This window comes from Xanthobacter luteus, from assembly GCF_040049235.1.
GTDB lineage: Bacteria > Pseudomonadota > Alphaproteobacteria > Rhizobiales > Xanthobacteraceae > Xanthobacter.
In genome coordinates this window covers 1-21,566 of sequence record NZ_JBDZDO010000003.1, presented here as the reverse complement: position 1 = coordinate 21,566, position 21,566 = coordinate 1, and the positions used below count along the sequence as shown (strand labels likewise).

20 protein-coding genes are annotated in these 21,566 nt (G+C 70.2%); 6 read left to right on the top strand and 14 right to left on the bottom strand.

What is annotated here, in order from left to right; translation table 11 throughout:
- Window positions 1-305: 305 nt before the first annotated feature.
- The gene (locus ABLE88_RS11105) at window positions 306-1,034 is read right to left on the bottom strand and encodes a CPBP family intramembrane glutamic endopeptidase (protein WP_348831693.1); all 729 of its coding nucleotides are present in this window, start codon (window positions 1,032-1,034) and stop codon (window positions 306-308) included.
- Window positions 1,035-1,089: 55 nt separating this feature from the next.
- Between ABLE88_RS11105 and ABLE88_RS11100 the strand changes: the two genes are divergently transcribed.
- Both ABLE88_RS11100 and ABLE88_RS11095 read left to right on the top strand, forming a co-directional pair.
- Entirely contained in the window at window positions 1,090-3,264 is a 2,175-nt protein-coding gene (locus tag ABLE88_RS11100; protein ID WP_348831691.1) for a primosomal protein N', read from the top strand.
- Window positions 3,265-3,404: 140 nt separating this feature from the next.
- Window positions 3,405-3,530, top strand: coding sequence for a hypothetical protein (locus ABLE88_RS11095; RefSeq protein WP_348831689.1), 126 nt, complete (start codon window positions 3,405-3,407; stop codon window positions 3,528-3,530).
- A gap of 40 nt (window positions 3,531-3,570) precedes the next feature.
- On the opposite strand, the gene ABLE88_RS11090 is transcribed toward ABLE88_RS11095, so the two are convergent.
- Window positions 3,571-4,581: a c-type cytochrome gene (locus ABLE88_RS11090; protein ID WP_348831687.1), complete on the bottom strand. Its 1,011-nt coding sequence runs from the start codon at window positions 4,579-4,581 to the stop codon at window positions 3,571-3,573.
- Window positions 4,582-4,795: 214 nt separating this feature from the next.
- Here ABLE88_RS11090 and ABLE88_RS11085 point away from each other — a divergent pair, with 214 nt between their 5' ends.
- Both ABLE88_RS11085 and pth read left to right on the top strand, forming a co-directional pair.
- Entirely contained in the window at window positions 4,796-5,410 is a 615-nt protein-coding gene (locus ABLE88_RS11085) for a 50S ribosomal protein L25/general stress protein Ctc (protein WP_348831686.1), read from the top strand.
- 125 nt (window positions 5,411-5,535) lie between these two features.
- Window positions 5,536-6,144, top strand: a complete 609-nt coding sequence (pth, locus tag ABLE88_RS11080; protein WP_348831684.1) for an aminoacyl-tRNA hydrolase — start codon at window positions 5,536-5,538, stop codon at window positions 6,142-6,144.
- Between the two features lie 28 nt (window positions 6,145-6,172).
- Here the strand turns inward: pth and ABLE88_RS11075 are convergent, their stop codons facing one another.
- The 7 genes from ABLE88_RS11075 to ABLE88_RS11045 all read right to left on the bottom strand — a co-directional run bounded on the left by ABLE88_RS11075 (window position 6,173) and on the right by ABLE88_RS11045 (window position 14,810).
- Complete coding sequence (locus tag ABLE88_RS11075; RefSeq protein ID WP_348831683.1) at window positions 6,173-6,931, bottom strand: SDR family NAD(P)-dependent oxidoreductase; 759 nt, start codon at window positions 6,929-6,931, stop codon at window positions 6,173-6,175.
- Window positions 6,932-6,964: 33 nt separating this feature from the next.
- Window positions 6,965-7,672 (bottom strand): ABC transporter ATP-binding protein, encoded by a 708-nt coding sequence (locus ABLE88_RS11070; RefSeq protein ID WP_348831682.1) that lies wholly within the window; start codon window positions 7,670-7,672, stop codon window positions 6,965-6,967.
- Complete coding sequence (locus ABLE88_RS11065; RefSeq protein WP_348831681.1) at window positions 7,672-9,480, bottom strand: branched-chain amino acid ABC transporter ATP-binding protein/permease; 1,809 nt, start codon at window positions 9,478-9,480, stop codon at window positions 7,672-7,674. Before ABLE88_RS11065 ends, ABLE88_RS11070 begins: the two co-directional genes overlap by 1 nt.
- On the bottom strand, window positions 9,480-10,367 hold the full coding sequence (locus ABLE88_RS11060) for a branched-chain amino acid ABC transporter permease (RefSeq protein ID WP_348831680.1): 888 nt from the start codon (window positions 10,365-10,367) through the stop codon (window positions 9,480-9,482). The genes ABLE88_RS11065 and ABLE88_RS11060 overlap by 1 nt, the downstream gene beginning before the upstream one ends.
- Window positions 10,368-10,486: 119 nt before the next feature.
- Window positions 10,487-11,692, bottom strand: a complete 1,206-nt coding sequence (locus ABLE88_RS11055; RefSeq protein WP_348831679.1) for an amino acid ABC transporter substrate-binding protein — start codon at window positions 11,690-11,692, stop codon at window positions 10,487-10,489.
- A gap of 167 nt (window positions 11,693-11,859) precedes the next feature.
- Window positions 11,860-13,323: an aldehyde dehydrogenase family protein gene (locus ABLE88_RS11050; protein ID WP_348831678.1), complete on the bottom strand. Its 1,464-nt coding sequence runs from the start codon at window positions 13,321-13,323 to the stop codon at window positions 11,860-11,862.
- 65 nt (window positions 13,324-13,388) lie between these two features.
- Complete coding sequence (locus ABLE88_RS11045; protein WP_348831677.1) at window positions 13,389-14,810, bottom strand: UbiD family decarboxylase; 1,422 nt, start codon at window positions 14,808-14,810, stop codon at window positions 13,389-13,391.
- Window positions 14,811-15,073: 263 nt separating this feature from the next.
- On the opposite strand from ABLE88_RS11045, the gene ABLE88_RS11040 reads away from it, so the two are divergent.
- Window positions 15,074-16,099: a LysR family transcriptional regulator gene (locus tag ABLE88_RS11040; protein ID WP_348831675.1), complete on the top strand. Its 1,026-nt coding sequence runs from the start codon at window positions 15,074-15,076 to the stop codon at window positions 16,097-16,099.
- Between the two features lie 9 nt (window positions 16,100-16,108).
- On the opposite strand, the gene ABLE88_RS11035 is transcribed toward ABLE88_RS11040, so the two are convergent.
- Window positions 16,109-16,933, bottom strand: coding sequence for an AraC family transcriptional regulator (locus tag ABLE88_RS11035; protein ID WP_348831673.1), 825 nt, complete (start codon window positions 16,931-16,933; stop codon window positions 16,109-16,111).
- A gap of 195 nt (window positions 16,934-17,128) precedes the next feature.
- Between ABLE88_RS11035 and ABLE88_RS11030 the strand changes: the two genes are divergently transcribed.
- Entirely contained in the window at window positions 17,129-17,953 is an 825-nt protein-coding gene (locus ABLE88_RS11030; RefSeq protein ID WP_348831671.1) for a sterol desaturase family protein, read from the top strand.
- Window positions 17,954-17,996: 43 nt separating this feature from the next.
- Here ABLE88_RS11030 and ABLE88_RS11025 read toward each other — a convergent pair whose 3' ends face one another.
- The 4 genes from ABLE88_RS11025 to ABLE88_RS11010 are packed head-to-tail and all read right to left on the bottom strand — an operon-like array spanning window position 17,997 to window position 21,372.
- Window positions 17,997-18,704, bottom strand: a complete 708-nt coding sequence (locus tag ABLE88_RS11025) for an ABC transporter ATP-binding protein (RefSeq protein WP_348831670.1) — start codon at window positions 18,702-18,704, stop codon at window positions 17,997-17,999.
- A 1-nt stretch (window position 18,705) separates the two neighbouring features.
- The gene (locus tag ABLE88_RS11020; protein WP_348831669.1) at window positions 18,706-19,449 is read right to left on the bottom strand and encodes an ABC transporter ATP-binding protein; all 744 of its coding nucleotides are present in this window, start codon (window positions 19,447-19,449) and stop codon (window positions 18,706-18,708) included.
- Window positions 19,446-20,489: a branched-chain amino acid ABC transporter permease gene (locus tag ABLE88_RS11015; protein WP_348831668.1), complete on the bottom strand. Its 1,044-nt coding sequence runs from the start codon at window positions 20,487-20,489 to the stop codon at window positions 19,446-19,448. Before ABLE88_RS11015 ends, ABLE88_RS11020 begins: the two co-directional genes overlap by 4 nt.
- A complete protein-coding gene (locus ABLE88_RS11010) occupies window positions 20,482-21,372 on the bottom strand; it encodes a branched-chain amino acid ABC transporter permease (protein ID WP_348831666.1) in 891 nt (296 codons plus the stop codon). The genes ABLE88_RS11015 and ABLE88_RS11010 overlap by 8 nt, the downstream gene beginning before the upstream one ends.
- Window positions 21,373-21,566 lie beyond the last annotated feature (194 nt).

Genomic DNA, 21,566 nt, shown 5'->3' with positions numbered 1-21,566 from the left:
GGCGCTCGATGTCGGCGAACAGCGCGTCGCTGCGGGTGGGGCGCGCGACATACCGGCGTTCCAGCTCGGGCGTCGTGAAATGCTCCTCCAGCGCGATCTTGCGGACCGGGCCCGCAGCCTGTGCGTCGCCCTCGGGCGCGGTGGCCATGACGGCACCGGCCTTCAGCAGCGTGCGGGGGGCGCGCCCGCGATCGTCGGGTTTCCCGCCGCGGCCGGCGTCAATCGGGGAAGAAACCATGCGGGGCTCCGTCGGACGCGGCGGCGCCCCAAGCTAGGCACCCATCGGTGCGCACGCAAGGGCGGGCTCATGGCCGGGCAGGACCACGGGGCTTGGGCGCGGCGAGCAGACCGCAGAGGTCGGTCGCGACATGGGCCACGATAAGGAGCGACACGTCGCGCCAGAGCAGGAAGACCGCCGTCAGGATGCCGCCGGAAACGACGGTCGAGAGCGCCGCACCCAGGCCCCACAACGGCAGATGGGCGGCGACGAAGGCGGCAAGCGACAGGAGGCCGGCCAGCGCCGCGCTGCCGGTCAAGGCTTCGAGGCGGCCGATGGCATAGCCGCGATAGAGCCATTCCTCGCCGGCGGCGACCACCACCACCGTCATTGCGAGATACCACGTCGGCAGCCCGGCGAGCGCGCGCTGGCCGGGCTCGAACCCGCCGAGGCCGCTCGCCGCCAGCGCACGTCCCGCCAGAGGCCCGAACACGAGGATGAAGAACAGGGCGAGCAGGCCGCCGAGAGGGACCGACCAGACGGACGTCCCGGCGAAGCCCAGCGCCGCCCAGCCAAGGTCCTCGCCGCAGCGGGCGATCCCCGCGACGGCGGCCACCAGCAATGCGAACGCCGCGAGCCACGGCGCGCTTGCCCGAGCCGACGTGACCGCCTGGGCTCCCGTCGCCTTGCCCCACAGCAGCGCGATGGCGCCGGGGCCCAGCAGCGCCAGCGCGAGCCCCACCCATGTCCATCCGGTTCCCACGTCCGTCCTGCTCCGGCCCGCCTCCAGCTTCGGCGGCGCGGGATCCGTCGTCAAACCTCCTCGCCGCTCCCGCTTTGACCTTTCCGCGCGCTCGGACCAAAAGACGCCCATGAGCCCGCGCACCGTCGACGTCCTGCTCCCCCTCGGCCTCGACGCCGCCTATTCCTACCTCCTGCCCGAGGGGATGGAGGTGTCGCCCGGGGACCTCGTGCATGTGCCGCTCGGCACCAGGAGCGTGATCGGCGTGGTGTGGCCGCCCGCCGGGCCGCCGCCGGTGGTGGACACCGCCAAGCTCAAGGCGGTGAGGGCGAAGCTCGATTACGTGCCGCTGCCGCCCGACCTCATCAGGCTGATCGACTGGATGGCGGACTACACGCTGGCGCCGCGCGGCATGGTGCTGCGCATGGCGCTGCGCCATGGCGAGGCGCCGGGGGCGGGGCGCGAGCGCGTCGGCGTGCGCGCCACCGGCGCCCGGCCCGAGCGCATGACGGCAGCGCGCGAGCGGCTGCTGGCGCTGGTTTCCGACGGCTTCGTGCGCGGCAAAAGCGAGGCGGCGCGCGAGGCCGGCGTCTCCCCCTCCGTGGTGGACGGCCTCGTCGACGACGGCGCGCTGGAGGCCGTGGTCCTGCCGCCCGAGCCGGCCGCCTACCCGCCCGACCCGGACCATGCGGCCGTGGCGCTGTCCGAGGCGCAGGAAGCGGCGGCGGCGGTGCTGCGCGCCGCGGTCGCGGAGCGGGCGTTCGCGGTGCACCTGCTCGACGGGGTCACCGGCTCGGGCAAGACCGAGGTCTATTTCGAGGCGGTGGCGCAAGCGATCCGGCAGGGCCGACAGGCGCTGATCCTGCTGCCGGAGATCGCGCTCACCCAGGCATTCCTGGAGCGCTTTACCGCCCGCTTCGGCGTCAAGCCGGCGGAATGGCATTCGGGCGTCTCCACGCGCCGGCGTGCGCGCATCCTCAACGAGGTGGCCTCGGGCGCGGTGAAGGTGGTGGCGGGCGCGCGCTCGGCGCTGTTCCTGCCGTTCCGCGACCTCGGCCTCGTCATCGTCGACGAGGAGCACGACCCCGCTTACAAGCAGGAGGACGGCGTCGCCTACCACGCCCGCGACATGGCGGTCGTGCGGGCGCGGCTCTGCGCGTGCCCCATTCTGCTCGCCTCGGCGACGCCCTCCATCGAGACCGAGGTGAATGCCCGGCGCGGGCGCTACAACCGGCTCGCGCTGCCGCTGCGCTTCGGCGGCGCCAAGGTGCCGGCGCTCACCCCCATCGACCTCAGGAAGGAAGGCCCGCCGCGTGGCCGCTGGATCGCCCCGCGCCTGGAGGCGGAGATCAACGATACCCTGGAAGCGGGCGGCCAGGCGCTGCTGTTCCTCAACCGCCGCGGCTATGCGCCGCTGACGCTGTGCCGCGCCTGCGGGCACCGCATGCGCTGTCCGTCCTGCGCCGCCTGGCTGGTGGAGCACCGCTTCCGCCGCCGCCTCACCTGCCACCATTGCGGCTACCAGGCGCCGGTTCCCGAGGCCTGTCCGGCCTGCGGCGAGAAGGATTCGCTCATCCCCGTCGGCCCCGGCGTCGAGCGCCTGCAGGAGGAGGTGGACGCCCTGTTCCCGCAGGCGCGCACCCTGGTGCTCTCCTCGGACCTTCTGGGCGGCGTCGAGCGCATGCGGGCCGAGCTCGACGCGGTGGCGAAGGGCGAGGTGGACGTGGTGGTGGGCACCCAGCTCGTCGCCAAGGGCCACAACTTTCCCGGCCTTGCCCTCGTGGGCGTGGTGGACGCCGACGTCGGCCTCGGCCATGGCGATCCGCGCGCCGCCGAGCGCACCTTCCAGCTGGTGCACCAGGTGGCCGGACGCGCCGGCCGCGGCGCGGCGGAGGGACGCGGCTTCGTCCAGACCCACATGCCCGAGCATCCGGTGATGCGCGCTCTGGTGAAGGGCGACCGGGCCGCCTTCTACGAGAGCGAGATCGCCGCCCGGCAGGAGGCCATGCTGCCGCCGTTCGGCCGCATGGCGAGCCTCGTCGTGTCGGCGAGCGAGGCGATCGCGGCCGAGGCGCACGCCCGCCGGCTCGCCGCCTCGGCGCCGATCTCGCCCGAGGTGCGCATCCTCGGCCCGGCGGAAGCCCCGCTCGCGGTGCTGCGCGGGCGGCACCGCTGGCGGCTGCTCGCCCGGTCGCCGCGCGCCTTCGACCTCTCCGCCTACCTCCGGGCCTGGCGCGCGGTGGCGCCGCGTCCCACGGGCAACGTGCGGGTCGCCATCGACGTGGACCCGCAGAGCTTCCTGTGACCCATGATGCAGGTCGGCACGCCGCGGGCATGCCGGTGCGGCCCCTTGGCCGCGGGGAAGAAGGGCGGCGGGGCTTTTCTTCGCCGCCAGGCAAGCTATGGTTCGGCCGTCATCGACAGACCGGCCGAACGGGGAAGCCCATGCGCGCGATGTTCAGGATGGCCGTGATCGCCGCGCTCGCGCTCGGCCTGTCCGGCTGCGATAAATGCGGCAACTGGTTCGGCCAGTCGACGCCCAAGAGCTGCAGCTCGGACACGCCGCGATAGGCGGGCCGAACCGGGCCCCTCTGGCTGGGTCAACCCTCGCTCATTTGTCGTTTGGGTTCGGCACGCGGCCCTTCTCCGCCTTGAGCCGCGCGATGGCGGCGCGGATCGGCGCGAACGGGCCGTATTTGTGCTGGGTGGCGGGAAAGCCGTCCGCATACGGGCCGTAGGAGGTGTCCACCGGCTTCGACAGCAGGTCGGGAAAGTCCTTGTCGACCCCGGCGAGCGCCGGGCGGGGCTGGGACACCACGAAGGCGGCCACGTCCCAGGCGTCCGCGGGCGCCAGCACGGGCATGATCCAGCTGGCGCCGTTCGGCATGTTGTCGTGCACGAAGTTCGCCGCGGTGATGAGGCGGTTCATGCCCGCGCCCTGGTTGAAGCTGTCCGGGCCCCACAAGGGTGGCACTCCGTAGCCGAACGAGGCGTCCGCCACGTTGCGCCGGATCCCCTGCCCGTCCGCCCCATGGCAGAAGACGCAGTTGCGCGCGAACACCTTGGCGCCGCGCTTCGGGTCGGCCGGGCGCTTGAGTTCTGGGATCGCCCCGGCGCCCGCGCCGACGATCTTCGCCCCTTCCGGCAGCGCGCCGGAAAGCACTTTCAGATAGGCCACCAGCGCCTTCATGGGCACAGCGTCGTCCGGCATGGCGCGCCCGTTCATGGACCGCATCATGCAGGAATTGAGCCGATCCTCGATGGTCGCGGAAGCCCCCGAGCGGCCGGAATAAGCGGGGTAGTCCACCGAGGCGGCGATCAGAGGCAAACCGAACTTCTTGGTGCCGGCGTTGAGATGGCAATTGCCGCAGGCGAGATTGTTGCCGGCGAAGCGCCCCGCCGGATCGGCGGCATCCGGACCGATATGGCGCGGCGTCGCCAGCACGATGGAGCGACCGAGGCGGGCCAGGCGGCCGAATTCGTCGTCCGGCAGGAAATCGATCTCCGGAAGATCCCACACGGCGATGCGGGCATTGGCCTTGGCGAGCTTGTCGGCATGGGCTTTGGCCGCCGCGCCCTGGCCGGGATCGCCTTGTGCCCCAAGAGGTCCACTTGCAACCATTAGGGCGACAACCGCCACGACACACCAGCGCCGCCCCATGTGCGTCCCCCGAAGGCCGGCTGTTGTTGCATGCGCGCAGATACGCCGTTATAAGCGCGCCTTCCCGCGCGCCGGCATGCGCCCCCCTGGAGGCGTGCCGGCAAGCGGGTGGTCTGCGGCCGCGTATGCGGTCGCGATTCCCTTTTAAAACTATTTCAACGTTAGGACGAGTGCCATGACCGCCATCAAGGAACTGAAGGCAGTGGCGCGCCCGCGGGTCGGCAAGGGGGCCGCCCGTGCCGAGCGCCGTGCCGGGCGCGTGCCCGCCGTGATCTACGGCGAGAAGCAGGACCCGGTCGCCATCTCGCTGAACCACATCGAGATCAACAAGATCATCTATTCCGGCCACTTCCTGACCACCCTGTTCGAGGTGGACGTGGACGGGACCAAGCACCGGGTGATCCCGCGCGACTACCAGCTCGACCCGGTGAAGGACTATCCCCTGCACGTGGACTTCCTGCGCGTCTCCAAGGGCGCCACGGTCACCGTCGAGGTGCCGGTCCACTTCGTCAAGCAGGAGGCGTCTCCCGCGCTCAAGGGCGGCGGCACCCTCAACGTGGTGGCCCACACGGTGGAGCTCGAGTGCCCGGCGGAATCCATTCCGGACGCGGTCGAGGTGGACCTCACCGGCGCCGGCTTCGGCGACAGCTTCCACCTGTCCGGCCTCAAGCTGCCGGCGGGCGTCACCTGGGCCGGCCACGGCGACGACACGCTCGGCACCATCGTCGCCCCCTCGGGCCTCAAGGAGGCCGAGACCGACGACGCGGCCAAGGAAGAGCCCAAGGCCTGAGCGGCCGAAACCGCGCGCAGTCCCGGCCGGGTGGATCGCCCGGCCGGCCGTTCACGGCCTGGCGGCCGTGAGGACGGCGGCGCCCGGGCCGCCCTTTCCCTGTCCGACCGGAGGCCCGTCGCCCCGTGTTCCTGCTCGCAGGGCTCGGCAATCCCGGGCCGAAATATGCCGGCAACCGGCACAATGTGGGCTTCATGGCCCTCGACGCCGTGTGCCGCCGCCACCGCCTCGGCCCGCTCCGGCGCCGCTTCCAGTCCATGGCGGCGGAAGGCGAGATCGCCGGCGAGAAGGCGATCGCTTTGTTCCCCGAGACCTACATGAACGAGAGCGGGCGCGCGGTCTCCGAGGCCATGCGCTTCTACAAGATCCCGCTCGACCGGGTGTTCGTGTTCCACGACGAGTTGGACCTGCCGCCCGCCAAGGTGCGCCTCAAGAAGGGCGGCGGGAATGCCGGGCACAACGGCCTCAGGTCCATCACCGCCCAGTGCGGCAACGACTATTGGCGCGTGCGCCTGGGCATCGGCCACCCCGGCGACAAGCAGATGGTGATGCCCTACGTGCTGGGCGACTTCGCCAAGTCCGAAAGGGGCTGGGTGGACGCGGTGTGCGACGCCTGCGCGGACTTCTGCGCGCTGCTGGCCGCCGGCCGCACCGAGGAATTCCAGAACCGGGTGCACCTGTTCCTGGAGGCCCAGGGCTTCGGCGAGCAGAAGCGGGTCGGCGAGAAGGGCTGACGGCCGCGGCGCCCTCTCCCACCCCGCCTCAGTGCATCACCGAGCCGCCGTCCACCACCACCGTCTGGCCGGTCATGAAGTCGCTGTCGGCGGCGCACAGGAACAGCAGCGTGCCGATCAGATCCTCCGGCTCGGCCTCGCGCTTCAGGGCGCGCGAGGCGATGTTGGCGGCGGCGATCTCGCCCGCCCAGTCGGCGTTGGCCTTCACGTTGGCGCTCATGGTGAGGCCGGGGGCGATGCAGTTCACGCGGATGCCGAAGCCGCCCACTTCGCGGGCGAGCGCGCGGGTGAGCGCCACCACGGCGCCCTTCGAGGTCACGTAGTGCAGCATCAAAGGCGAGCCCTTGAACACCGTGCCCGAGGCGACGTTGACGATCTTGCCGTAGCCGGCGGCGCGCATGTGGGGCAGCACCGCCTTGGCGCACTCGAACACGCCGCGCACGTTCACGGCCATCACCTTGTCCCATTCGGCGCCGGACATCTCCCAGAATGGCTTCAGCGCGAGATTGCCGAACAGGGCGGCGTTGTTGACCAGGATGTCGGCGCTGCCGAACGCGTCCACCGTCTCGCGCACCATGGCCTCCACGGAGGCGGGATCGGTCACGTCCGCGGGGAGCGCCAGCGCCGTTCCGCCCGCGGCCTCGACGGCGGCGCACGTCGCCTCGGGGGCGGCGATGTCGGAGATGGACACCTTCGCGCCCTCCCGCGCCAATGCCAGCGCGTAGGTCGCGCCGATACCCTGCGCCGCGCCGGTGACCAGCGCGACCTTGCCGCTCAATCGTCCCATCCTACGTCTCCTTTTTTGGCCGGCCGGCGCGCCTCATTCGAGGCCGAGGAACTTGGAGCCGAAATCGGCGTCGCCGATCAGGCTCTCGCGGGTTCCCTCGAGCGCGGTGCGGCCGTTTTCGATCACATAGGCGCGGTCGACGAAATCGAGCGCGCGGTGGATGTTCTGCTCGATCAGCAGGATCGTCACGCCGCTGGCGGCGACCCGCCGCAAGGCGTTCATCACGTCCTCGATCACCAGCGGGGCGACGCCGAGGAACGGCTCGTCGAGCAGCAGCAGGCGCGGGTCGGACATCAGCGCCCGGCCGATGGCCACCATCTGCTGCTGGCCGCCGGAGAGCTCGCCGGCGGCCTGGGCGGCCTTCTCCTTGAGGATCGGGAACAGGTCGAACACCACGCCGAGCCGGGCATCGAGGCCGCCGCGCAGCGGCCGCAGATAGGCGCCCATCTCCAGATTCTCGCGCACGCTCATCTCGGGAAACAGCCGCCGGCCCTCGGGCACCAGGGCGATGCCGCGCGCCACGTTCTCGGCCGGCGCGCGCCCGGTGATCGGCTTGCCCTCGAAGCGGATCTCGCCGGACTGGGGCGGGAACAGGCCCATGATGGCGCCCACCGTGGTGCTCTTGCCGGCGCCGTTGGCGCCGAGCAGGCCCACCTTCTCGCCCGCCGCGATGGAGAGGCTCACGTCCCACAATGCGCGCATCTTGCCGTGGTCGACCACGAGGTGAGAGACGGCGAGCATCAGTGGCCCTCCTTGGTGGCGGCCGAGCCGAGATAGGCGGCGAGCACGCGCTCGTCGCGCACCGCCTCGGCGAGCGGCGCGTCGGCGATCACCTGGCCCTGCTCCAGCACCACCAGGCGGTCGACGATCTGCGCCAGGGCCGAGAAGATGTGCTCCACCCAGATCACCGTGACGCCGTAGACCTCGCGGATCTCGCGGATGTGGGCGACGAAGCGCTTCACCTCGGCCGGGGTGAGGCCGGAGGCGACCTCGTCGACCAGCAGGAGCTTGGGGTGCAAAGCGAGCGCGCGGGCGAGCTCCAGGCTCTTCTTCTCCTGCAGCGAAAGCGCGTCGGCGCGCTGGGTGAAGCGCTCCTCGAGGCCGACGAACGCGGCATAGCTCTGCGCCTCCTGGAGCGCCGCGGTCATCGAGGGGCGGTCGGCGCGGAAGGTGGCGGCGACGGCGATGTTTTCCGCCACGGTGAGGTCGCCGAACGGGCGCGGGTTCTGGAACGTGCGGCCGACGCCGATGCCCGCCACCTGGTCGCGCCGGAGCCCCTTCATGTCCGTGCCGTCGAACAGAAGCGTGCCGGTCGGCTCGTAGACCTTCGAGATGCAGTTGAAGAGCGTGGTCTTGCCCGAGCCGTTGGCGCCCACGAGACCGATCACCTCGCCCTCGCGCACGTCGAGGGTGACGGCGTTCACCGCCACGTTGCCGCCGAAGGCCTTGGTGATGCCCTTGAGCGAGAGCAGCACCTTGTCCGGATCCGGCTTGCGCACCGGCATGGGCAGGCGCTTCTCGCGCCCGGCCGCCGCGGGTGCCGGCGCGATCTCGTGGTGGACCTCCCGGGTCAGGCCCCGTAGCAGCGGCGTCGCGCGCGCGACGGAAGCGCGCAGCAGGCCGCCCGGCATGAAGCGGCCGATCAGCAGGATGATGAGGCCGTAGACCGTGGCGTGCAGCATGGTCATGTTGACCAGCAGGTATTGCTGCACGGAGAACAGCAGCACCACCCCCACCAGCGGCCCCCACAGCAGGCCGGAGCCGCCGAACAGCGCCATGGCCACCGGCACCAGGGCCACGTTGAGGCCGAACACGGTGGGCGGATCGATGTAGGACAGCTGCCAGGCGTGCACCGCCCCGGCGAGCGCGGCGAAGGCGCCGGACAGCACCATCACCGCGCGCTTGGCCGGGAAGATGCGGATGCCCACCACCTCGGCCGCCTGCTCGTCGTTGCGGATGCTCTTGAGCGCATAGCCGAAGCGGCTGCGGGCCAGCAGCACCGAGAGCGCGAAGGTGACCACCGCAAGCCCGACGGCGGTGTAGAAGGCGGGCACCAGGACGTAACGCGGCGGCAGGACGATGCCGTCCGCGCCGCCGGTGAGCGGCACGAGGTTGAACGCGAGCAGCTCGGCGAGCGGCAGCACCGCAAGGGTCGCGAAGGCGAAGTAGTCGCCCGTCAGGCGGAACAGCGGGAACGAGAGCAGCGCCGCGATCATCGCCACGGCGGCGGCGGCGATAAGGAAGCAGACGGGCGTCGGCACGCCGGAGACCAGCGCGATGCTGAAGGCATAGGCGCCGATGCCGTAATAGGCGAAATGGCCGAGATTGACGTAGCCGGCGAGCCCGCCGATCCAGTCCCAGCTCTGCGCCAGGACGAAGAACACCAGGAAGGTGAAGGCAAGGCTCGTCACATAGGGCACGCCGAGCTGCGGCACGCCGAGGGCGAGGACGCCGGCCGCCGCCGCGCCGACAATGGTGCCGAAGCCGCCGAAGGCACGGGGGCGGGCCGGCGGGGAAACGCGGGGCATGGTCGCCTCATGCTGGGTCATCAGGTCCTCCGCGCCGCGCCAAAGCCCTGCGGGAAGGCGACGAGGATTGCGAGCAGAAGGAAGATCGACAGGGCCGAGGCCCATTCGGCGGCCCAGAAGAACGCCGTGAACGCCTCGGCGACGCCGAGGAAGAGCCCGGCGGCGAGCGCGCCGAGGAGGTTGCCCACCCCGCCCAGCACGATGATGGTGAAGGCCTTCACCGTGAGGTTGAAGCCGGCATAGGGGTCGATCGGATACACCGTGGCGTAGAGCACGCCGGCGACCGCGGCGAGGCTTGCGCCGAGCCCGAAGGTGATGCCGTGGATCACGCGCGCCCTGACCCCGCACAAGGCCGCGCCCACATGGTCCTGGGTGACCGCGCGCACCGCCCGCCCGTACCAGGAGCGGGTGAGGACGAGGTGCAGCACCACGGTCAGCAGCGCGATGGCGGCGAGCATCCAGGCCTGCGAGACCGGGATCAGGATGTCGCCGAACTCCAGCACGTCGGAGCGGATCGGGATGTTGCGCGGCCGCGGCCCGGCGAGCGCCGCGGCCACGTCGCCGATGACGATGAGCGCGCCGACCGTGGTCAGCACCGTGCCCACCGAGGCCTCAAAGTGGCTGCGGCGCTTGAGCGGCGCGAGCAGCGTGTCGTGGAAGGCCCAGCCAAAGCCGAAGAACACCACGGCGAGGAGGGCGATGATGCCGATCAGCGCAAGCGGGTTCGCGCCCAGCAGCCCGTAGAGGATGCTGCCGAGCACCCCGGCGATCGCCAGCAGCGTGCCATGGGCGAAGTTGAGGATGCGGGCGACGCCGTAGATCAGCGACAGGCCGAAGGCGAAGAGCGCATAGAGGCCGCCGATCAGGATGCCGCCGATCGCGATCTGGATGAGGATGTCCACGGGCATGGCTTGAAGCTTTCAGGCTCGTCGGGGCCGCCCCTGCGGCCGGTGGCAGGCGGGCGGCGCTCTATGGAGGCGCGAGAGCTCCGGGCGGACGCGCGCGCGCCCGGAGACATCCACCCCGCTTACTTCCAGGAGGGCGAGGGCCAGATCACCTTGCCGGCGTCCGGCGGCCACACGACCGCGACCTTGCCGTTCTGGATCTGGATCGTGAACGCGCCGTTGGTGGTGGGAAAGCCATTCTCGTTGAACACCACCGGCCCGGGGGGCGCCTCGAACGTGCCCTTGGTGAGCACCTCCCGCACCTTCTCGCGGTCCACCGCTCCGGCGCGCTCGATGGCCTGCACCATCACCAGATAGGAGGCGATGCGGCCCATGGTGAAGATGCTCTCGAACATGTCCACCTTGGAGCGCTCCAGCACCTTCTTCACGAGCGCGCTGCGCGGCCCGCCGACGGCCGGATACCAGGCGAGCTCGCCGGTCATGCCCTCGATGTCCTGGCCGACCTGGCGGGCCAGCGCGCCGGTGAGCATGGTGTGGTGCACGTCCATCGCCTTGATGCGCTGCTGGCGCATCTGCTGGACCAGCGGGGCGGAGACGTTGTCGAACGAGGCGATGTAGACGATGTCGGGCCTGGCCGCGCGGATCTTCAGGATGATGGCGCTGAAGTCCTTGGCGTCGGCCGGGAACAGCTCGCGGCCGACGATCTTGAGCCCCTGCTCCTCGGCCTTGGGCGCCCAGAAGTCCGTGATCCCCTTCATCACCGGGTTGTCGTGGGTGACGAAGAAGATGGTCTTGGGCTTGGGATCCATCTTCGAGAGCATCTCGAAGTAACGCTTGGACCATAGCGGCACCACCGGATAGGGCGTGCCCCACATGTATTTGAGGCCGCGCTGATAGGCCGAGGGGGTCGCCACGTTCGCCATCACGATCGGGATCTGGTGGCGCTCCGCCACGGTCGGCACCGGCAGGCCGAGGGAGGTCCAGTCGGGGCCGACGAAGAAGTCGACATTGTCCACCGAGGCCATCTTCTCGAACAGAGAGGTGGCGGTGGAGGGGTTGCTCTGGTCGTCGTAGATGACGATCTTGACCGGAAGCTTTTTCTTGCAGGCCTCGACGTATATACCGCCGGCTGCATTGATCTCCTCGAAGAAGATCTCGGTCATCTTCTTCCAATTGTCCGTGAGGGTGGAGAACGGGCCGGTCTCCGAGATCGTCGTGCCGAGCAGGATCGGATCGTCGCACGAACCGATCTTCGCGGCCGCCGGGCCGGCTCCCACCAAGGCGGCGGCCATCGCCAGAGCCGCAGGGACACCCCATCTCCTCGTCATATGTTCCTCCCTACACTTCTTTCTTGGCGCGCCTGTTTGCGAGGCGGCAGCCCGTGAGCTAACGAGACGCGATCCATCAGGGCAAATAATTAGTAATTATTGTATTCATCATTTCTCTTGATGACGAAGACGGTCCGAGGCCGGCGCCGGGCCGCCTCCGGCCGGCCTCAGACGACGCCGGCATCCTGGTAAACGTGCTTGATCTCGACGAAGTCGATCAGCGCGTCGTAGCCGTGCAGCCGGCCGAGGCCGCTGCGCCGGTAGCCGCCGGTCTCGGCCTCGGCGAACAGCTTGTTGTGGTCGTTGATCCACACCGTGCCGTTGCGCAGCGCGCGGGCGACCCGCAAGGCCCGGGCGCCGTCATGGGTCCACACGCTGGCGGAAAGGCCATATTGGGTGTGGTTGGCGCGGCGCACCGCGTCCTTCTCGTCGGCGAATCGCTCGATCACCACCAGCGGGCCGAAGATCTCCTCCTGCATGAAGAACGCGCCCGTGTCCTCGTGCGCCACCAGAGTGGGCGTGAGGAAGCAACCCTTCTCCAGCGCGCCGCCGGGGCGGGTGCCGGCAAGCACCACCTCGTCGGCCGCCGCCATGCTCTCCTCGATGCGCCGGCCGACGCGCGTGAGCGCGTCCTGGTCGATCAGCGGGCCCATCTGGGAGGCGGGCGCGTCGCCCGGCCCCACCGCGAGGCCCGCGAGCGCCGCCTTGAGCGCCGCCTTCATCGCCTCGAAGCGGCTCTCGTGCACCAGGACGCGGCGCGCCGCGGTGCACTGCTGGCCGGAGATGATGGTCGCCGCCGCCGCGAGCTTCGGCGCCACCTGATCCACGTCGGCATCCTGGAACACCAGGCAGCAGGACTTGCCGCCCAGCTCCAGAGACAGCTTCTTCATGGTCGGGGCCGCGTCCGCCATGATGCGCGCGCCGGTGGCGTTGGAGCCGGTGAAGGAGATCACGTCCACCTCGGGGGAGGTGACCAGCGCCCGCGCCACCTCGTGCCCGGCCTCGCAGACGAGGTTGAGCACGCCGCGCGGCAGCCCTTCCGCCTCGTGCAGGGTGCGCAGGATCTCGGCGGTGAGGATGGCGGTCTGCGGCGCCGGCTTGACCACCACCGTGCAGCCTGCGGCGAGCGCCGGCGTGAGCGCGCGGATCAGCAGCACCGCCGGCGCGTTCCACGGAATGATGAGCCCGGCGACGCCCGCCGGCTCCTTCATCATGGTGGAGAAGACGCCCGGCTCCACCTCGAAGGCGTGGCCCGGAATGTAGCGCGCGAGCCCCGCATAATAGCGGATCTCGGACACCGACCCGGCGATCTCGCCGCGCGACTGGGCGAGCGGCTTGCCGTTCTCGGCGGTGAGCAGGCGGGCCAGGACATCGGCCTTCTGCTCCATGGCGTCGGCCCAGCGCAGCATCACCATCTGTCGCAGGCGCGGATTTTGCGCCCAGCCGGGCGCCTCGAAGGCGCGGCGCGCGGCGGCGATCGCGGCCTCCGCGTCCACCGCTGTGCTGGCCGGGAAATGGCCGATGACGGCGCCGCTGGCGGGATCGAAGCTCGGGGCGGTGGCGCCCGCGGCGGCGTCCACCCAGGCGCCGTCGACGAGGTTCTTGGCGGAAAGGACGGTCATCGCATTCATGGACGATGCTCTCGGTTGTCGAACGGTGGCGCGGGGCACGGGCCCGCCGCTCGGGTCGGCGCCCCTCAGGGCATCTGGGCGATGATGCGGGCGAAGGCGGCGTTGGGGTCCTTCACCAGCGCGGTGTCGAGGTCGACCGCCTCCTCGCCCATCACGTGGATGCGGCGGAACGCCATGGGGTCGTCCGTGAGCGGGGCGGTGGCGTCGAGGCCGAGCTTGGCGGACATCCCCTCGTCCGACGAGGGATCGAGCTTGGAACCCTGCGCGCCGGCCACCAGCACCATGTCGCGATCGGCCTGGAAGCGGGTGGCCACCGCCCATTCGATCTGCTCCGGCACCGAGATGTCGACGTCCTTGTCCACCACGATCACCTGCTTGATGTCGTAGTGCCCGCCGAAGGCGCACATGATGATGTTCTTCGGCTCGCCGGGGCTCAGCTTGTCGATCTTCACCGCCAAATGGTAGCGGCAGGTCCCGCCGGTGGTCAGGCGCACGTCGAGCACGTTCGGGAACGAGCGCTTGAGGTGCTGGAGCAGCGTCGCCTCGCGCGGCACGCCGCCGAGCACCAGATGCTCGAAGCTGCCGCCGACGATGGTGTGGAAGATCGGATGGCGACGGTGGGTGACGGCGTCGATCTCGATCACCTCGCGCAATGCGCGGGGGCCGTAATACTGCGGAAACTCGCCGAACGGCCCCTCGGGCTCGCGCACGCCCGGCAGGATGCGGCCCTCGAGCACGATCTCGGCGTCGGCCGGCACGCGCACCGCATTGGTCCGGCACTTCACCACCTCGACCGGACGCCCGAGGAGCGCGCCGGCGATCTCCATCTCGTCCACGTCGAGCGCGGCGATCGCCTGGGAGGCGAGCAGCAACGCGGGATGCACGCCGATGACGATGGCGATCTCCAGCGCCGTGCCGGCCTCCGCCGCCATGCGGTAATATGCGCGCGTGTGGCGCGGCAGCAGCAGCACGCCGATGCGGTTCGGCCCGCTGATCTGGCAGCGGTGGATGGAGACGTTCTGCGCCCCGGTTCGGGGATTGCGGGCGATCATCAGCCCGGCGGTGATGTAGGGCCCGCTGTCGAGCTCGTTGTGCTTGGGGATGGGCAGCAGCTTCAGCAGGTCCACGTCGGTGTGGACCACCTCCTGCGCGCCCGCGCCCGTCACCTCGACGCACGGCAGCGGATCGGCGGCGGCGGCGAGGAAGCGGGGGAGCAGATCGTGCTCGTCGATGCCGAGGCTGTCCGCCACCCAGGCCCGGCGGGTGAAGAGGTTCGCCACCACGGGAACGGCGTGGCCGCCGGGCCGCGGGAACAGCACCGCCTTGTCCCGCTCCGTGCGCTTGGCGATGGCCGCCAGCGCGTCGGCGAGCGGGACGCCCTCGTGGGCCACGGCGAGATCGCCGCGCTGGGCGAGCGCCGCGAGCCAGGCGCGAAGGTCCGCTTTGGCGGGCTGGGCGAGGGGACGCACCGTCGGTTCACTGCGCATGATGATGGATTCTTCTCCGCTCGCACCGTGCGGGGACGGCGCATCGCAGCGGCGCCTTGCCGCCTTTGCCCGTTCCCTGGTCCCTCCCCGCGCCGGCGTGCGGTGATCCGCATTCTGGGCGCCGCGTCCGCAGCCGGACACGGGCTGGACCATAGGGACGCTGGATAATCAAAACAAATAATGATTGATTATCATTCAAATCATCGGGACTGATCAGGTCGCGTGGCCCGGGCGGGCGCCGGGGAGCAGCGGGGGAGCATGCCATGGACGTGCGTCAGATGCAGTATTTCCTCTGCCTTGCCGAGACCCGCCACATGACGCGGGCGGCGCGCCAGCTCAACATCGTGCAGCCGGCGCTCTCCATGCAGATCGCCAAGCTCGAGGCCGAGTTCGGCCAGAAGCTGTTCGACCGTGGCGCCCACGGCGTAACCACCACCGTGGCGGGCGAGACGCTGGCGCGCCTCGTCTCGCCGATCGTGCGCGACGTCGAGCACGCCATGCAGGAGATGGCCCGCCTCAACGGGCGCATTTCCGGTCGCGTGCGGGTGGGGCTCGTCACCTCGGTGGCGCAGAGCACGCTCGCGAGCTCCACCGCCAAGATCGCCGAGCGCTTCCCGGACGTGGAGCTCTCCGCCTGCGAGGGCTACACCGAGATGCTGCTCGACTGGGTCGCCTCGGGCCAGCTCGACCTCGCCATCGTCAACGTTCCGCGCAAGAAGCTGAGCCTCAATGCGGACCATATCCTCGACGAGGACATGGTGTTCGCCTGCCGCCGGGGCTCGCCGATGTCGGTGCCGCGGGAGCTCACGCTCGAGCACCTGACGCGCTACGATCTGGTTCTGCCCTCGCGCCGTCACGGGCTGCGCAGCATCCTGGAGGAGCAGGCCGCCGAAGCCGGCATCAAGCTCAAGCCGCGGCTCGAGATCGACACCCTGCCCGCGATCTGCGACGTGATCTCCAGCACCGACCTCGCCACCGTCCTGCCCACCATCGCTTTGCACCAGGCGCTCGCCTCCGGGCGGGTGCGGGCGCGGCGCTTCTCCGACCGGCGCATGGCGCGCTCCATTGTCGTCGTGCATCACCCGCGCCGGGCGGTCTCGGCGGCGGCGAAGGCGGTGGTGGACATCGTGCGCCAGGACGCGGTGGCGGCGGCGACGTCCGCGAGCCAATACGTCAACGCGCCAATGCGGGTGACGGGAGCCCTCGGCGCCGCGCGCACCCAGCCCGCCGACGGTCCCGAGGGCACCCCGCCGGGGCGCACCCGCAAGCGGACGAAGCCGACGGCGTAGGCCCGGCGTCTACCCGGCCACAGTCGCCACGGCGCGGCGGAAATCGCGCGGCACGAGGCCGGTGTGCTGCTGGAAGAAGCGGCAGAAATTGCTCGGCGCGCTGAAGCCGAGATCGTCCGCCACCGCGCTGATGCTGGAGCCGCGCGTGCCGAGCGCCGCCACCGAGGCCTCGACCCTGAGCGCGTTGCCGTAGACCGCCGGCGTCACGCCCGTGGAATCCTTGAACAGCGTGTTGAAGCGCGAGCGCGACAGCCCGGCCGCCGTCGCGAGGGCGTCATAGGCGTAAGGCTGGCCGATGCGCTCGTGCATGGCCCGCATGGCGCGGCGGATGCGGAAGTCCGGCGCCCTGGCCGGGGGCGGCGCGTGGCGCGCGGCGCGCCGGCCGACCGCCCACGAGAGCTGAAGAATGGCCTCCTCCACGGCCGCGGCCGCCTCGCCGCCGGCCTCCACCATCTCGATCAGCCGGTCGCGCCAGAACTCCGCCTCCGGCCCCACGCAGACGCCGGGCGCCGAGAAGAAGGCCGGGCGCCCGCACAGGCTGAACAGCCGGTCGGCGTCGGCCAGCCAATCGGTCTCGAGATAGAGCGCGAGGAACACCGTGCGCTCGCCGCCGGTGGCATGGGCATAAGCGTGCTCCTGCCAGGAATTCACCGCCACCGCCGTGTCGGCGCGCAAGGGCAGCGGCGCGCCCTCCACGGTGAACAGCTGGTCGGGCCCGGCGATCTTGAACACGAGATGGCAATGCCCGTGCGCATGGACCGTCAGCGACGTGTCCATGTCGAGCAGCGCGACCCGGCCGAAGCGGCCGGCGAGGATCCCGAGCGCCTGTGTCATCGCGTTCCACCGTGGCACCCGGAGGATAAGGGCGGCGCCGGCGCGCCACAAGCAAGGCCCGCCCGCCGGCGCGGCGCCGAGCCCCGCCGGGGCTCAAAAATAGTTCCCGATGATAATTTCCGCCCTTCGCTGAGCGGGAGCCGCGCGCTCCCGCATGGTTCCATCGGCGCACCAACGAAAAAAGGGAGGTTCGCAATGGAAGCCATCGTCCAGGACCCGCTGCGCGACCAGCGCGAGAAGGAACGCCAGGTCAAGTTCCGCAAGAAGTTCGTGGAGGAGACGCCAGCCTGGTATCACGGCGCCTATCATCTGGGGGTGATGCTCGTCATCACCGGCGGCACCATCGCCTTCTGCCTGTCGAAGCTCGACCAGCCGACCTTCTGGGAATGGATGCTGGTGCCGGCCATCGCGCTGTTCGGCAATTGGGTGGAATGGGCGGCCCACCGCTACATCCTGCACCGGCCGGTGCCGGGCCTGGAGGCGGTCTATAAGCGCCACTGCACGGTGCACCACCAGTTCTTCACCCACCACGATCTCGACTTCCACGGCCACAAGGAATGGCGCGCGCTGCTGTTCCCGCCCTTCGCCCCCATCGGCTTCATCCTCGCCTCGCTGCCGTTCGCGCTGGTCGCGGGCTGGCTGATGTCGCCGAACGCCGGCTATCTCGTGGTCATCACCATGTCGGGCTACTACCTGCTCTATGAGGGCCTGCACACCTTGTCCCATGTGGACGACGAGAAGCATCCGATCCTGAAATACATCCCGCTCATCAACACGGTGCGGCGGATGCACTACATCCACCACGTGCTCGGCTTCATGCAGACGCGGAACTTCAACCTCACCTTCCCGATCTGCGACTATCTGTTCGGAACCTCGGATCTCGACCGCGGCTTCTTCGGCACGCTGTTCAACGGCACCACGCACAAGCACATGAAGCGGGAGCTGCGCCCCGTGGACCCGGACATCGCCGTTCCCGGCCTCGACGACGGGCCGCAGCCGTCCGCTCCCGGCAAGACCTGACCCACGGGCGAGGGGGGTTCCGGCCGCGGCCGGGACCCCTGCCTCACACCGCGAGCGCCCGCATCAGGCGCGCGCGGTCCTCGGCGTTCTCGGCCTCGCCCGAAAGCACGATGCGGCCGCGCTCGATGACCACGAAGCGGTCGGTCACCGACAGCGCCTCGTGGACGTTCTGCTCCACCAGCAGCACCATGGCGCCGCGCTCCTTGAGCTCGCGCACGATGGCGAACACCTCGGCCACGATCATCGGCGCGAGGCCCTCCGAGGGCTCGTCCACCAGCACCAGCTTGGGCGCCCCCACCAGGACGCGGGCCATGGCCAGCATCTGCTGCTCGCCGCCCGACAGCGTGGTGCCGAGCTGGTGCCGGCGTTCTCTGAGGCGCGGGAAGCGGTCGTAGATCTCGCCGAGCAGCGCGCGCTCGGCGCTCGCGGTGCGCCCCCGCGCCTGCATGAAGCCCAGCGTCAGGTTCTCCTCGACCGTGAGGCCGGGGAAGATGCGCCGGTCCTCGGGCACGAGGCCGACGCCGAGGCGCGTGATGCGGTCGGGCTCCAGCCCCGCGAGCGAGGCGTCGCCGAGCCGGATCGAGCCGGAGCTGGGCTTGACCCAGCCGGCGATGGTCTTGAGCAGCGTCGTCTTGCCGACCCCGTTGCGGCCGAAGATGCCGATCACCTCGCCGGGCGCGGCGGTAAGGTCGATGCCCTGGATGATGTGGCTGCGGCCATAGTGGCTGTTGAGGCCTTCGATGTTCAGCATGTCATGCGTGCCCGAAATAGGCGGCCTGCACCTGCGGGTCCGCGCGCACCGCGGCCGGGGGTCCCTCGGCGAGCTTGCGGCCCTGGTGCATCACCACGACGTGGTCGGAGAGTTCCATGACGAGGCCGATGTCGTGCTCGATCAGCAGCACGCTCACGTCCTGCGTCAGCGAGCGCACCAGCTTCGCCGTGTCGGCCGTGTCCTGGTGGCTCATGCCCTGGGTGGGCTCGTCCAAAAGCAGGATCTTCGGCTCGGAGGCGAGGCACACGGCGATCTCGAGGCGCCGCTGGTCGCCGTGGGAGAGGTTGCCGGCGAGTTCGTCGCGCTTGTGGGTGAGATCGAAGCGCTCCAGCATCTCCTGCGTCTTCTGCCGCGCCCGCGGCGAGCAGCGGATCGGCAGCAGCGCGCGGGAGGCCGGCTCCAGCACCTGCGCGGCGAGGCGCAGGTTCTCGGCCACCGAGAGCTCGAAGAACAGATTGGTGATCTGGAACGAGCGCGACAGGCCCGCGCCCTTGAGGCGCTCGGGGGCGGCCCCGGTCATGTCGACGCCGTCGACGATGACCCGGCCGGAAAGCGGCCGGAGCGCCCCCGAGATGATGTTGAACAAAGTGGACTTGCCCGCTCCGTTCGGGCCGATCACCGTGGTGATGCGGTTGCGCTCGGCGTTGAGGCTCACGTCGTCCACGGCCCTGAGGCCGCCGAAGGCGATGGAGAGGTTGCTGACCTCCAGAACGGGTCGGCTCACGGCTTCACCTCCTCTGCTTCCAGGGCGCCGGCCTCGCTTGCGGCGGACGCCTTGCGCGGCTGGCGGGTGGCGATGAGCCGCTCCACATGCGGCCGCACGAGGCCGATGATGCCCTTCGGCAGGAACAGGACGGCCGCCATGAACAGGACGCCGATGACGATCAGGTGGTGCTCGGTCCAGCTGCCGATCACCGACTTGATGATCACCAGGAACACGCTGCCATAGAGCGCGCCCACCAGCGTGCCGACGCCGCCGAGGATCACCGAGATCACGGCGTTGCCCGAGGTCATGAAGAACATGAGCTCCGGCGAGACGAAGCCGCGCAGCATCGGGTAGAGCGCGCCGGACAGCCCGGCGATGAGCCCGGCGGCGAGGTAGCACACCATGCGCGCGCGCCACACCGAGTAGCCGAGGAACGGCACGCGCCGCTCGTTGGCCTTGAGCGCAGTGAGCACCCGGCCGAACGGGGTGTCGAGCATGTAGGCGGTCGCAGCGTAGAGGCCCATGATGATGGCGAGCACCACCAGGAAGAAGCCCAGCGGGTTGCCGGCCGACACCGAGAACGGCCCGAAGCCGATGTCGATCACCGGGATGCCGATCATGCCGTCGGACGCGCCGAGGTCGCGGATGTTGTAGACTACCTTGGCGACCACCTGGGCGAGGCCGAAGGTGATCAGGGCGAAATAGACCCCGCGCACCCGGTTGGCGATCAGCCCGCCGACCAGCGCGCAGACCAGCGTGACCACCGCCGCGGCGGCCATGGCGGCCCAGAACGAGGGCACCTTCATCAGCACCAGCGCCGAGGTGTAGGCGCCGATGCCGAAATAGAGCGCCTGGCCGAGCGAGAGCGCGCCGGAATAGCCGAGCAGCAGGTCCACCGAGAGCGCGAGGCCGGCGAAGATCAGCGCCTCGGTGGCAAGGCGCAGATAGAAGGTGTCGCCCATGGCCGCGCCGACGAAGGCGAGCCCCAGGGCTGCGACCACCAGGAGCGCCGCCAGCGCGTGGCTGGCGCGCATGGCGAGGGTGAGGCGGTCATGCATGGCCGAGCCTCCCGAACAGGCCCTGGGGGCGGAACACGAGGAAGGCGACCATGGTCCCGAACACGATCGGATCGGTCCAGACCGGCGAGATGACGAGGCTCGCCAGCGCCTGGACCTGGGTGAGCAGCAGCCCCGCCACCACCGCGCCCCAGATGGAGCCCATGCCGCCGACGATCACCACCGTGAAGGCGAGCAGGATGAAGTCCCGCCCCATGGTGGGAAACACCGAGTAGATGGGCGCGAGCAGCACCCCGGCGAGGCCGGCGAGCGCCACCCCGAAGGCGAAGGTTCCGGAATAGACCAGCGACACCGGCACGCCGAGCGAGGCGGCCATGTCGCGGTCGTAGGCCGCGGCGCGCACCATGGCGCCGAGCCGGGTGCGGTAGACCACGAAGGCGACGCCGGCGACGATCACCGCGCCGATGGCGATCAGGAACAGGCGGTAGTTGGGCAGGATGATGCCGAAGATCTCGCTGGCGCCCGGGATCGGGGTCAGCGGGCGCTGCGTGTTGGGGCCGAAGATCAGCTTCAGCACGTCCTCGGCGATCAGCGCGAGGCCGAAGGTGACGAGCAGCGTCGTCACGTGGCGGTCCTTGGTGTTGAAGACCGGCCTAATGAGCAGCCGCTCGGTGAGCATGCCGAGCGGCAGCATCAGCACCGGCACCAGCACGATGAGCAGCCAGAAGTCGATTTGGGCGGCGCCGAGCGCCAGCGCGAGATAGGCGCCGACCGCGTAGAACTCGCCGTGGCTCATGTTGATGACGTCGAGCAGGCCGAAGATGATGGTCAGCCCGAGCGCCACCAGCACGACGGCGACGCCAAGGGCGAGGCCGTTCACCACCTGTGGCGCCAGCACGAACTGTAAGTAGTCGAGGGCGTTCATCGCCTTTGTGTCTCCCTGGAAGCTATGGGGAGCGCCGCGGCTTTGCCGGCCGCGACGCTCCGTCGGTGCCCGCTCGGGCTCAGAACCTGGTGCAGGCGTCGGGGCCGATGGCGTCCTCGGCCGACACCTTGCCGATGATGTCGAACTTGCCGTTGTTGATGCGCACCACATACATCGGCTGCATCGCCTGGTGG